At 72.5% G+C, this 11,285-nt stretch carries 13 protein-coding genes and 1 tRNA gene; 7 read left to right on the top strand and 7 right to left on the bottom strand.

Translation table 11 applies throughout. The features are described from left to right. Both HMPREF3159_RS07410 and HMPREF3159_RS07405 read left to right on the top strand, forming a co-directional pair. Positions 1-1,265, top strand: a 1,265-nt coding sequence (locus HMPREF3159_RS07410; protein WP_141748123.1) for a Stk1 family PASTA domain-containing Ser/Thr kinase, incomplete at its 5' end; no start/stop codon positions are given. Continuing rightward, on the top strand, positions 1,258-1,914 hold the full coding sequence (locus HMPREF3159_RS07405) for an anthranilate synthase component II (RefSeq protein WP_070500453.1): 657 nt from the start codon (positions 1,258-1,260) through the stop codon (positions 1,912-1,914). The genes HMPREF3159_RS07410 and HMPREF3159_RS07405, both read left to right, overlap by 8 nt. A gap of 9 nt (positions 1,915-1,923) precedes the next feature. On the opposite strand, the gene HMPREF3159_RS17045 is transcribed toward HMPREF3159_RS07405, so the two are convergent. The 3 genes from HMPREF3159_RS17045 to HMPREF3159_RS07395 form a co-directional block, all read right to left on the bottom strand. Beyond that, positions 1,924-2,097, bottom strand: coding sequence for a hypothetical protein (locus tag HMPREF3159_RS17045; RefSeq protein WP_141748122.1), 174 nt, complete (start codon positions 2,095-2,097; stop codon positions 1,924-1,926). Further along, entirely contained in the window at positions 2,097-2,795 is a 699-nt protein-coding gene (locus HMPREF3159_RS07400; RefSeq protein ID WP_070500452.1) for a class E sortase, read from the bottom strand. Before HMPREF3159_RS07400 ends, HMPREF3159_RS17045 begins: the two co-directional genes overlap by 1 nt. Before the next feature lie 68 nt (positions 2,796-2,863). Continuing rightward, entirely contained in the window at positions 2,864-3,601 is a 738-nt protein-coding gene (locus HMPREF3159_RS07395; protein WP_070500451.1) for a DUF881 domain-containing protein, read from the bottom strand. A gap of 114 nt (positions 3,602-3,715) precedes the next feature. Between HMPREF3159_RS07395 and HMPREF3159_RS07390 the strand changes: the two genes are divergently transcribed. The 3 genes from HMPREF3159_RS07390 to HMPREF3159_RS07380 all read left to right on the top strand — a co-directional run bounded on the left by HMPREF3159_RS07390 (position 3,716) and on the right by HMPREF3159_RS07380 (position 5,720). After that, complete coding sequence (locus tag HMPREF3159_RS07390; RefSeq protein WP_246821542.1) at positions 3,716-4,318, top strand: cell division protein CrgA; 603 nt, start codon at positions 3,716-3,718, stop codon at positions 4,316-4,318. A gap of 181 nt (positions 4,319-4,499) precedes the next feature. After that, positions 4,500-5,543, top strand: a complete 1,044-nt coding sequence (locus tag HMPREF3159_RS07385; protein ID WP_070500449.1) for an LppM family (lipo)protein — start codon at positions 4,500-4,502, stop codon at positions 5,541-5,543. A gap of 104 nt (positions 5,544-5,647) precedes the next feature. Further along, positions 5,648-5,720: transfer RNA gene (locus HMPREF3159_RS07380), tRNA-Arg, on the top strand. Positions 5,721-5,821: 101 nt separating this feature from the next. On the opposite strand, the gene HMPREF3159_RS07375 is transcribed toward HMPREF3159_RS07380, so the two are convergent. Continuing rightward, the gene (locus HMPREF3159_RS07375) at positions 5,822-6,184 is read right to left on the bottom strand and encodes an ArsR/SmtB family transcription factor (protein ID WP_070500448.1); all 363 of its coding nucleotides are present in this window, start codon (positions 6,182-6,184) and stop codon (positions 5,822-5,824) included. A 56-nt stretch (positions 6,185-6,240) separates the two neighbouring features. On the opposite strand from HMPREF3159_RS07375, the gene HMPREF3159_RS07370 reads away from it, so the two are divergent. Next, entirely contained in the window at positions 6,241-7,341 is a 1,101-nt protein-coding gene (locus tag HMPREF3159_RS07370) for a cation diffusion facilitator family transporter (protein WP_070500446.1), read from the top strand. On the opposite strand, the gene HMPREF3159_RS07365 is transcribed toward HMPREF3159_RS07370, so the two are convergent. Both HMPREF3159_RS07365 and HMPREF3159_RS07360 read right to left on the bottom strand, forming a co-directional pair. Next, entirely contained in the window at positions 7,292-8,503 is a 1,212-nt protein-coding gene (locus tag HMPREF3159_RS07365; RefSeq protein WP_070500444.1) for a Gfo/Idh/MocA family protein, read from the bottom strand. The two genes, HMPREF3159_RS07370 and HMPREF3159_RS07365, sit on opposite strands and share 50 nt — an antisense overlap. After that, positions 8,493-9,266: a ThuA domain-containing protein gene (locus HMPREF3159_RS07360; protein WP_070500442.1), complete on the bottom strand. Its 774-nt coding sequence runs from the start codon at positions 9,264-9,266 to the stop codon at positions 8,493-8,495. Before HMPREF3159_RS07360 ends, HMPREF3159_RS07365 begins: the two co-directional genes overlap by 11 nt. 405 nt (positions 9,267-9,671) lie before the next feature. Between HMPREF3159_RS07360 and HMPREF3159_RS07355 the strand changes: the two genes are divergently transcribed. Beyond that, complete coding sequence (locus HMPREF3159_RS07355) at positions 9,672-10,757, top strand: alpha/beta hydrolase (protein WP_070500441.1); 1,086 nt, start codon at positions 9,672-9,674, stop codon at positions 10,755-10,757. Between the two features lie 98 nt (positions 10,758-10,855). Here the strand turns inward: HMPREF3159_RS07355 and HMPREF3159_RS07350 are convergent. Beyond that, the coding region (locus HMPREF3159_RS07350; RefSeq protein WP_371441699.1) for a hypothetical protein at positions 10,856-11,285 on the bottom strand (430 nt) is incomplete at its 5' end.

Genomic DNA, 11,285 nt, shown 5'->3' with positions numbered 1-11,285 from the left:
CGGCGGGCGCCGCCGCGATGCGGCCCCAGGACTGGCGCACCGGCTCCGCGCCCTCCCCCGCGACCGGGCCCCTCGCCCTGCGCTCGGGGGACGAGGTGGAGCCGGAGGAGAAGCGCAAGCGGCCGTGGTGGCTGATCATCCTGGTGACCCTCGTGGCCCTGGGACTGATCGCCGCGGCGCTGGCCTACTTCCGGCCGTGGGACCGGGGGCCGGAGACGGTCGCGGTCCCGAACGTGGTGGGGCAGACGGAGGATCAGGCGCGCAGCGCGCTCACCGAGGCCGGGCTCGACCCCACCTTCGAGCCGACCCCCTCCCAGGACGTCGACAAGGGCGAGGTCATGGAGACGGACCCGCCCGCCGGCCAGGAGGTCGAGGTGGGCAGCCCCATCACGGTCACGGTCTCCGGCGGCCCCGACGCGGTGACGGTGCCCGAGGACCTGCAGGGCATGAGCCGCGAGGAGGCCCAGGACGCGCTCGAGGCCGTCGGACTCACCATGACCGAGGGTGAGGCGGAGGACGTTCCGCAGGAGGCGGGGACGGTGGCGAGCACGTCCCCGCAGGGCGGACAGTCCGTGGACCGGGGCTCCGCGGTCGAGGTGCGCTTCGCCTCCGGCAATGTCGAGGTCCCGAACGTCGAGGGCGTCCACATCGACAAGGCCAGGGAGACTCTCGAGGCCCGCGGCTTCGAGGTCCCGGACCCCGCGGAGCGCGAGGAGGCGGGCGAGGATCCCGGCACCGTGCTCTCGCAGACGCCCTCGGCCGGCGGCAGCCCGGCCCGCTACGGCTCGACGGTCGACCTCGTGATCGCGGCTGCGCCGGGTCCCGTGGCGGTCCCGAACGTCGCCGGGCAGACCCTCGAGAACGCGCAGAAGACCCTGTCGGATGCCGGCTTCACCGGCACCACCCCGACCTCGGAGTTCTCGGACTCGGTGCCGGAGGGACAGGTCATCCGCACCGACCCCGCGGCGAACGAGCAGGTGGACCGCGGCACCACGATCACGATCGTGGTCTCCAAGGGCCCGGAGCCGACTCCGACGCCCACCTCGACCGAGGAGCCGACCGCGACCGAGGAGCCGAGCCCGACCGAGGAGCCGAGCGACAGCCCCTCGCCGACCACGGACCCGCCGGAGGACGAGGCCGACGACGCCGCGCAGGGCGACGGCAGCAACGGACGCGGCGCGGGCGCCGGCAACGGGAACGGCAACGGCAACGGGAACGGCAACGGGAACGGGAACGGGAACGGGAACGGGAACGGCGATGGCTGAGCAGTCCGCGGCACGGATCCTCGTGATCGACAACTACGACAGCTTCGTCTACACGATCGTCGGCTACCTCCAGCAGATGGGTGCGGAGACGACGGTGGTCCGCAACGACGAGGTGCCCGCCGACGAGACGGGCGCCGTCGACCTCACCGGGTTCGACGGGGTGCTGGTCTCCCCCGGCCCCGGCAACCCGTCCACCGCCGGTCGCTCCCTGGACGTGATCGGCCGCTGCGCCGATCAGCGGGTGCCGATGCTCGGGGTCTGCCTCGGGCACCAGGCGCTGGGCCAGTTCTTCGGGGCGCGCGTGGACCATGCCCCGCAGCTGATGCACGGCCGCACCAGTGAGCTCACGCACGAGGGCAGGAGCGTCTTCGCGGGTGCCCCCTCCCCCATGACCGCGACCCGATACCACTCCCTCACCGTGGTGCCGGAGACGATCCCGGCGGAGCTCGAGGTCACCGCCCGCACCGCCGACGGGATGGTGATGGGCCTGGTCCATCGGGAGCTGCCCCTGCACGGGGTGCAGTTCCATCCCGAGTCGGTGCTCACGGAGAACGGGCACCTGATGCTCGCGCGCTTCCTCGAGCTGTGCGACGGCCGTGACGCCCTCGAGCGCTCGGAGGGGCTGAAGCCCCTGATGACCGCGGGCTGAGCCCGCCGTTCAGGAGCCGGCGGCGGCCGCCCCCACGACTCCGTCGTCGAAGGGCATGTGCGGCGCGATCGCGGGGAACACCCAGCCGAACAGGGCCGCGATGATCGCGGTGAGCACCAGCACGGTCAGCAGGATCCGCGCCCAGAGCGGTCCGGGCAGGTGACGGAACAGCCAGGCGTACATCAGCCCTCCTCGGCGGGGTCGGGCGCGGTCGCGAGCGCCTCGGGGATCCCGTCGGCCCGGTCCGTCCAGTACGAGAACTCGGCGTGGACGATGTAGCGCTCCCGCGCGGAGTACATCGGATGGCAGGCGGTCAGGGTGAGCATCCGCTCGGTGGGCTCCACCCCGCTCTCGCCGGGCGTCGGGGCGATCACCCAGGCGTCCTCCGGCATCACCACGAGCGACTCGGTGACCTCGTAGACGTAGAACGCCTCGTCGGTCTCCACCACGATCGCATCGCCGCTCTCGAGCGCGGCGATGTCCTCGAGGACGCGGCCGTAGGTGTTGCGGTGCCCGGCGACGGAGAAGTTCCCGACCTGGCCGGGCAGCGCGGTCTCCGGGTAGTGGCCGGCTCCCTTGACGTTGAGGACCTGCTCGAGGTCCACGCCCTCGGCGAGCGGGAAGCGGTCGCGGTCGAAGGCGGGCACGTGCATCGTGCCGAAGACCATGGTGTCCTCGGGCGTGGTGGGGACGGGCGGCGGTCCGTCCTGGCGCGGGGCGATCCGCTCCTCGTCCACGGCGCCCCATTCCTGCTCGAGCCCGTCGAGGATCCCGGCCTGCTCGCGGTCGGCCATCACATCGGTCCACCACAGCTGCCACACCAGGAACAGGCCCAGCAGCACCCCGGCGGTCAGCAGCAGCTCGCCGAGGACCCCGAGCACACCCGGCCCGCGGGGGCGGCCGCGGTGGGATCGTGCGACTCCTCGCCCCCGGTCGGTGCGGCCCCTGCTCACCGGCTCACCGCGGCGTCGACGGCGAGGGGACCGACATAGGCGGGCAGGGTGGTGTCCTGGAGCGTCTCGACCTCCTCGCCGAGGCCGACGTGGTCGACCCATTCGCGGTAGAGCTGCACGTTCTGGGAGGAGTCGAGCGACTCGGTCATCTCCTCGACGGGGCCGATCACGGTGATGACGAAGGGCGGGGAGTAGACGCGGCCCTCGAGCAGCAGGGTGTTGCCGGCGCAGCGGAAGGCGCTGCCGTTGACCACGCGCTGGTCCTGCAGCATCATCGCCTCCGCGCCGCCGGCCCACAGCGCGTTGATGAAGGACTCGAGGTCCTGCTGGTGGACGACGAGGTCGTCGGGCTCGGTGCCCGGGATCGCGCCGAGCGCGCTCGAGGGCGCATCGGTCAGGGTGATCCGCAGTCCCGGACCGGAGACCTCGCTGAGACCGACGGCGTCCTCGACCACGGCGGTGCGCTCGGCGGTCGCCGCGCCCGCGCCCTGGCCGCGCAGCTCCTCGATCTCGGCGCGCTTGTCGGCGTTGTCCTCGGTGAGCTCCTCGATGGTGCGGCCGCGATCGGCGAGGACGCCGGCGACGTCGCTGCTCTCGTCGCGGATCGAGCCGCCGGCGGCGAGGCGGGAGGTGGTCGCGAAGAGCACGCCGCACAGCACCATCACCAGGGCGACGCCGACGCGCCCCCGGGCACCGCCGCGCCGGCGCCCGGACGGGGTGCCCTGTGCTTCCATCGTCACTCCTCGCTTCGCGCGCGTCCCGGACGCCCATTACCCTAGGCCACGGTCCGCACCCGCGGATCCGCGCGGCACGGCCGCGCGACGGCCGCGTCGAGGGAGCATCGTTCCATGGCCAGGAGCAGGAAGAAGTCGTCCGCCCGGGCGACGTCGAGCGCGAAGGCCGCGAGCACGGACCCGAAGGACGTGACGCCGGAGCCCGAGGACCTGACCGCGGAGGCCGAGGACGCCGCGACGGACCTCGAGGACGCGACGGCCGACGCGGAGGGCGCGACCGCGGAGGCCGAGGACCCGAAGCCCGCCGGGGGCTCCGCGAAGGAACCGGTGCGCCGAAAGGGCGCCGCCGGCAAGGACCCCGCCGGCCGCGGCGCGAGGAAGGGCACGTCCGGGAAGAAGAAGAGCGAGGCCGAGACCGGCAGGCCCGCCGGCGGCGAGGTGCCCGAGAAGGCGAAGGACTCCACGCGCACCACCTCGGTGCGCCGGGCCGCCGCGGCCGAGACCTCCCGCACCACCGGACGCCGTGTCGCGGCCGCCGGGCAGAACCCGCAGTGGCTCGCCCCCGCCGCCGTGGTCTTCCTGATCCTGGGCCTCGCCTACCTGGTCACCTACTACATCACCGCCGGGCAGCTGCCTCTGCCGATCGGCGACTGGAACCTCGCCGTCGGCTTCGGCGTGCTGATGGTCGGCGGCGGCATGCTCATGTTCTGGAAGTAGCCGGTTGCTCTGGAAGCAGCCGGTCGCCCCGGCTCCGATCGATCGGAGCCGTGCGACCGTACCGCGCGCGATGGGGAGTTCTCCCCACCGCGCGCTCCCTCCTGCGCAGGTACGCTGAACGGGAAGCGCGTCACACCCGGTGGCGCCACGCACCTCGGTGCGCGACCCGACGGGGGGACCCATGACCAGCATCTCCAGACGGCGCAGACTCCTCGCGCTCCTCCTCGTTCCCTTCATGATGGTCCTCGCGGGCTGCGGGAAGTTCGACGCGACCTTCGACATCAAGGACGCCGAGACCATCGACGTGACGATGGACATCGGTCTGGACACCTCCCTCATCGGGTCCGAGTACTCCTCTGCCGAGGAGATGTGCGCCGAGATGGAGGGCGAGGGTTCGGGCGTCGCCGGCGAGATCGCCCCGACCGTCGAGCCGTACGAGGCCGACGGCATGTACGGCTGCAAGATCACCGGCGTGGTCGACAACGAGGAGTTCGGCAACGGGCTGGACCTCGTCGAGGAGGACGGCGAGTACCACTTCACCCTCGATCCGGCGCAGGCCGGGCTGGGCGACCTCGCCGACCCGACCCTGGCGGACTACGGCTTCGAGTTCTCGATGACCTTCATCTTCCCCGGCGAGATCATCGAGTCCTCCGGCGGCCAGATCGACGGCAGCACCGTCGTCTTCACGGACGCGGCCGAGATCGCGAACGGGATCGACATCCGCGCCGAGGCGAACAGCTTCCCCTGGGTCATCGTGATCATCGCCGTCGTCGTGATCGGCTTCCTCCTCCTGCTCGCCGCCGCCGTGGCCGTCTTCTTCGTGGTCCGCTCGCGGAAGAACAAGGCCGGCGCCTCCTCGGGCGTGCCCGGCGGCTACGGTGCCGGCGCGTCCGTCGGCGCCGCGTCCGGAGCGTCCCCGGCCGCTCCGCCGAGCGCGCAGTGGGGGCAGAACTCACCGCCGCCCGCACCTCAGGGCGGTCAGAGCGGCCAGCAGTGGGGCCAGCCCTCTCCTCCGCCCGCTCCCCAGTCCGGTCAGCAGTGGGGGCAGAGCTCCCCGCCCGCGGCCCCGCAGAGCGATCAGCAGTGGGGCGCCCCGCAGCAGGGCGGCCAGGGCTCTCCGCAGGGCCAGCAGCAGCCTCCGTGGGCTCATCCCGACAGCGGCCAGAACCCCGGCGGGCCGCAGGGGCCCGGCTCCCCGCAGCCTCCTCAGCAGTCGGGCTGGTGACCGCCGCGGCCCATGGCCCCGCTCCTGTGAGCAGGGTCATGGCTCGTCGATTGGCGCCGGCCGCGAGGGACCGCTAGAGTAGTCCAGGTCAGCGCGGCTGGCGAGCGCCCGTAGCTTAACGGATAGAGCATCTGACTACGGATCAGAAGGTTGGGGGTTCGAATCCCTCCGGGCGCGCAGAAGGAAAGGCCCCTCATCAGCGAGAACATCGCGATGAGGGGCCTTTCGCATGCCCCGCGCGTCGTCCGGCCGGGCCGGGGCGTGCGCCCCGCGGAGGTCTAATCGCCCCGCCCCGCCCCGTGCTCATGGGGGCCGGGTCCCGCGACCCCGGTGACGTGCTCGGCGTGGGAGAGGGTCTCCTGCAGCAGGCTGCGCACATGGGCGTCCGAGGCGCGGTAGTAGGCGAAGGTGCCCTCCTTGCGGCTCTCGACGAAGCCCGCCAGGCGCAGCTTCGCGAGATGCTGGCTGACCGCCGCGGGCGTCGCGCCGACCGCCTCGGCCAGCGCATTGACGCTCGACTCCGCCTGGAACAGCGCCCAGAGGATCTTCACGCGCGTGGGATCGGCGAGCATCCGGAAGGTGGTCGCCGCGATGTGCGCGTGCTCGTCATCGGGAACGGGGTGCACGGGCGCGGGATGCATGCGGACACTCTACGCAGACCTTGCTATCTGCATGCTTGCGCAGATAGTTTGCACTCTTGACCACGCCTCCCCGCACTCACCCCGAGCACGTCCACCACCACGACCACGACGGCAACCACCACGACCACGGCCACCACGACCACGGCTCCGGGATCCTCGCCCGGCTGCGCCACGCCCTCACCCCGCACAGCCACGACCACGGCGAGGCGATCCGCACGGCCGAGGAGTCCAGCGCCATCGGGCTGCGCGCCGCCTGGGTGAGCCTGGCGGGGATGGGGGCGACCGCGCTGCTGCAGATCGTGATCGTGGCGCTGTCGGGATCGGTCGCGCTGCTCGCGGACACCCTCCACAACCTCGGCCACCTCGCCACGACGATCCCGCTGATCATCGCGTTCCGCCTGGGCCGCCGCTCCCCCACCCGCCGCTTCACCCATGGCTTCCGCCGCGCCGAGGACCTCGTCGGCCTGCTGATCGGCGCCGTGATCGCGCTCTCGGCGGCGCTGATCGTCGGGGAGTCGGTGCGCGCACTGACCGAAGCCCGCGACCTCAGCCACCTGGGCTGGGTGCTCACCGCCGCACTGATCGGCGCCGCCGGCAACGAGCTCGTCGCGCGCTACCGGATCCGGGCGGGCCGGCGCATCGGCTCGGCCGCGCTGATCGCCGAGGGCCAGCACGCCCGTACCGACGCGATGACCTCGCTCGCCGTCGTCGTGGGCGTGATCGGCGCGTGGGCGGGCCTGGAGTGGGTCGACCCGCTGATCGGCCTGCTGATCGCCGGGATGGTGGTCCTGGTGCTGATCAGCTCGATGCAGACGGTGGTCCGTCGACTGATGGACGGCGTCGAGCCGGAGACCGTTCAGCGTCTCCGGACGGCCGCAGAGGGTCCCGGTGTGCTCGGCGTGCACGAGCTGCGGGCCCGCTGGATCGGGCACCGACTGGATGCCGAGCTCACGATCGTCGTGGACCCCGCCCTCACCGTCGCGGACACGGAGCCGCTCACAGCATCCGTCCGGGGGCGTCTGCACGAGGCGGTCCCACACCTCGAGCGCGCTGGTGCAGCTGGAACCCGCCGTGCCCCGGTGATCCCTCGGGGCGCGGCGGCTCGGCTCAGGAGCCGGCGACGAGCGCCTCGCGCACGCTGCTCCAGGAGCGCATGATCTCGCGGGCCTGCTCGTCGGCCTCCGCGGCGATCGCCTCGACGCGCGCCTGCTCGAGCAGCTCGTCGATCTCGACCCGCTCCCCGCGCTCGACGGCGGCGACGGCCGCCTCGACCATGGCGAAGCTGAGCACGTTCTCGTGGATCTCGCACATCGGGGTGCGGCCCTCGCGCAGCGCGGAGACGCACTCGACCAGCGAGGCGGCGATCTGGTCGGGCTCGGGCGCGGTCTCGGCGTCGATCGCGGCCTGCAGGCGCGCGGTCTCCTCCTCGTCCTCGGTGCCGACGACCGGGGCGCCGGTGCCGTCCCAGGTGGCGGAGCCGTGCTGGGCACCGATCCGCCATTCGCTGTTCCACCAGGTCGGCAGGCCGCGGGCGTTCCAGGTGCCGTGGTAGGCGAACAGGGACCCGTCGGACATCTCGAAGGTCGCGCTGACGGTCGCATCGTGGTGGTAGACGCTCCACTCGGGGCGCGTCCCGCGAGCGGTGACCGCGACCGGGTCCGCGTCCAGGATGTAGCGCGCGGTGTCGAAGGCGTGGATGCCCATGTCGCGCAGCAGCGGGTGGTCCTGGGTGCGACGGAATCCCTCCATCTCCGTGAACAGGGAGAAGAAGGCGCTGGTCATCACCGTCGGCCCGTGGGCGGCGACGAAGCTGCGCAGCTGGCGCACCTGGCGGAAGAAGCGTCGGGACTGGGAGACCATGAACGGCACGCCGGTGAGCTCGGCGTGCGCGAGCAGGCTGATCGCCTCGGGCAGCGTCTCGGTGACGGGCTTCTCGCCGAGCACCGGGATCCCCGCGTGCAGCGCCTTCACGGTGACGGGATGATGGGCGACCGGCACGGTCGGGTTCACGATCAGGTCAGCGCCGAGCTCGAGGGCGAGCTCGACCCCGTCGGCGCCGACGGCGACCGCCGCCGGGTCGGCCGCGCCGGACTGGTCGATCACGCGCTGCGGCGCGCCCTCGACCAGGTCGGCGACGCCGACGAGCTCCGCGACCTCGCTGGCGACGATCTCGCGGGCCCACCAGCTGCCCATCGATCCGGCGCCGACGACGACCACCCGCGCGGGACGCTCCGCGGACAGGCGGGGGAAGCCGGTCAGGGAGGCCGACGGCGTCGGGGCGGCGGAGGTGTCGGTGAGCGTCCTGGTCTCAGATGACACGCGCGGCTCCGTCCGCGTCGTCCCCGCGGAACCAGTCGCGCGGGGCGTTGGCGATCTTCACCGGCGCGGCCTCGCGCTCCTCGGGCCGGGCCCAGACCACGGCGTTGGCGAGGACGCGCTGGATCTCCGCCTGGCGGTAGACGGGGTACTCCTGGTCGCCGGGGCTGAAGTAGAAGACCTTGCCCTTGCCGCGGCGGAACACGGCGCCGGAGCGGAACACCTCGCCGCCGGCGAAGGAGGAGACGAAGACGAGCTCGTCGGGGGCGGGGATGTCGAACATCTCCCCGTACATCTCCTGCTCGGGGACGACGATCGGATGCGGGACGCCGCGGGCGATCGGGTGGGAGCCGTTGACGGTCCAGACCCGCTCCTCCTCGCCCTCGTTGCGCCACAGCAGGTTGCAGGTGGTGCCCATGAGCTTCTTGAAGGGCTTGGAGTAGTGGGCGGAGTGCAGCGGGATCAGCCCCATGCCCTCGTGGACGCGGCGCACCACGCGCTCGGCGATCTCCTCGGGCACGTCCTCGTGCGCCATGTGGCCCCACCAGGTGAGCACGTCGGTCTCGGCGAGCGCCTCCTCGGAGAGGGACTCCTCGATGTCGTCGAGGAGGGCGATGCGCACCTCGGCCTCGACGCCGTCGGCCGCGAGGAGGGTCCGCAGGGCCTCCGCGATCACGGCGTGCATGCCCTCGGGATAGATCTCCTGGACCTTCGGGTCGACCTTCTCGTGCCGGTTCTCGCCGAAGACGGCGATGCGCAGTGTCATGACTTCCCTCGTCCTGTCGCTGGTGATTCGCGGGCCGCCCCTCCTCGGGCGACCCGGTCCATCGTAGGGGCGCACGGCCCCCGTCACCTCGGCGGACCCGCCGCGAAGCCGTTTCGGGCCGGAACGGGCTCCTGACGCAACCGTGACCCGCCTGTGACCCATTCCTCACGAGTAACTGCCTATGGTCGACGTCAGGCTCCTTCAACGGCGAGGGAGCCTGCCCTGCGCCCTGCCGACGACCGGCCGGTCGACCATCGACGCCCTGCCCGCCCCACCAGGCCTGACGGACGACCGTCGGGCACCTGGACGCGCCGCGGCGGCCCTCTCTCCTTGCGAGCCGCGATCGTTCCGTGATCGTGTGGTCGTGGACACACGCCCATCCCGGACTCTTCGGAGGTCACGCCCTTGTCACCTCGCAGCATCGTCCCGCCGTCGCGCCGCGCCCTCCTCCTCGGCGCAGCTGCCCTCGCCCCTCTCGTCGCCCTCGGCGCCGGCAGCGCGAGCGCCGCCGGCCTCGGCGGATTCAGGAACGCCGCCGGCCTGAGCATGATCGACGGCAGCCCGTGGATCCACGACGACATCCGCTCGGTGGACTTCCGCTTCGACACCGGCGGGCAGGTGAGGACCTTCCCGCCGTCTGTCCGCGTGACCGTGCCGCCCAGCTACGCCGAGAACCCTGACAAGCGCTACCCCGTGCTGCTGCTCCTGCACGGCGGCAACGGGATGTTCCTGGACTGGACCAGCTGGGGCAATGTCATCGAGGAGACTGAGAAGCACGAGGTCATCGTCGTCATGCCCGATGGCGGCGCCGGCTCCTTCTACTCCAACGCGAACTTCCCGCTCCCCGGCCGCACGGCGAACTGGGAATCGTTCCTCATGACGCAGGTCCTCCCCTTCGTGCACGAGAACTTCCGCACCGACTCGGCGCGGATGGCGATCGCCGGACTGTCGATGGGCGGCTGGGGCGCTCTCGCCCTCGGTCAGCGCTACTACGGCCACTTCCGCTCCGTCAGCTCCTACTCCGGGCCCGCGGACTGCGGACTGACTCCCGCAGGCTCCCTGGTGAACGCCGTGATCTGGGGCGGACCGGCTGCGGACGCGCTGAAGTACCTCGGCACTGCCAACCCGATGGGCGCGACCTGGGGCCATGCGCTGTACCCGGAGGTCGCCAAGGGCTACAACCCGCTCGCGAACATCGGCAGGTACAAGGGCAAGCGACTCTTCCTCCGCACCGGCGACGGCTGGTGGCTGGACGGCTTCGACAAGTACCCGGACATCGCCCAGCGCATCAAGGACAAGGCCCTCTCGTTCGGCGCCGACCTCCAGGAGAGCGCCGTCATGGCCACCCAGACGGACTTCAGCCGGGAGCTGGACCGCGCCGGGGTCGAGCACGAGTTCGAGGTCGTCGACGGCGCCACCCACACCCCCGAGCTCTGGACGGCGTCCCTCACCGAGGATCTCCCCGGGATGATGAAGGCGCTCAACGCCTGAGGGAGCATCCCGCACACGACGGCCCCTCCCCTCCGCGCCGTGAGCGCGGGGAGGAGGGGCCGTCGACGTGCTGGCGACCAGCGGCCGGTCGCCCCCGCTCAGCGGTCGGGCGCGGCCTCGAGCAGGATGCCCCGCTCGCGCAGCTGCGCGGTGAGCAGCTCGGCCGTCTCGGCATGGCGCCTGCTCGCCCGCGTCCATCCGGCGACACCGCCCAGTGCGCGGCCGACGGTCGCACCCCAGAGATGACGGATCCGCGTCCCGCCCGGGACCTCGGCCAGCTCGAGCCGGGCCCGGAGGTGGAAGCGGCTCCCGGCGAGGGCGCCGAGCAGCACCGTGCGACGCAGGCTCCCGGTCTCCACGTCCAGGCGCGCGGGCGTGGTTTCGTGGACGCGCCAGCCCTGGGCGGTGAAGAACTCGGCCAGCAGCGCCCGGGTCTCCTCGAGGTCCCCGCGCACGGTCAGGCGCACCCCGCCGCCGCGGTCCGCGCTCAGCACGGCGCGCCCGCCGCGGCGGTGCGGTGCGGGCCGA

Origin of the sequence: Brachybacterium sp. HMSC06H03 (assembly GCF_001807385.1) — a bacterium.
Lineage (GTDB): Bacteria > Actinomycetota > Actinomycetes > Actinomycetales > Dermabacteraceae > Brachybacterium > Brachybacterium conglomeratum.
The sequence above is the reverse complement of the archived record's forward strand: the minus strand, read 5'-3'. Positions and strand labels throughout refer to the sequence as shown.

Coding starts and splice junctions, on each gene's coding strand:
- HMPREF3159_RS07405 (WP_070500453.1), top strand. CDS start 1,258: ATGGCTGAGCAGTCCGCGGCACGGATCCTCGTGATCGACAACTACGAC.
- HMPREF3159_RS17045 (WP_141748122.1), bottom strand. CDS start 2,097: ATGTACGCCTGGCTGTTCCGTCACCTGCCCGGACCGCTCTGGGCGCGG.
- HMPREF3159_RS07395 (WP_070500451.1), bottom strand. CDS start 3,601: ATGGAAGCACAGGGCACCCCGTCCGGGCGCCGGCGCGGCGGTGCCCGG.
- HMPREF3159_RS07390 (WP_246821542.1), top strand. CDS start 3,716: ATGGCCAGGAGCAGGAAGAAGTCGTCCGCCCGGGCGACGTCGAGCGCG.
- HMPREF3159_RS07385 (WP_070500449.1), top strand. CDS start 4,500: ATGACCAGCATCTCCAGACGGCGCAGACTCCTCGCGCTCCTCCTCGTT.
- HMPREF3159_RS07375 (WP_070500448.1), bottom strand. CDS start 6,184: ATGCATCCCGCGCCCGTGCACCCCGTTCCCGATGACGAGCACGCGCAC.
- HMPREF3159_RS07360 (WP_070500442.1), bottom strand. CDS start 9,266: ATGACACTGCGCATCGCCGTCTTCGGCGAGAACCGGCACGAGAAGGTC.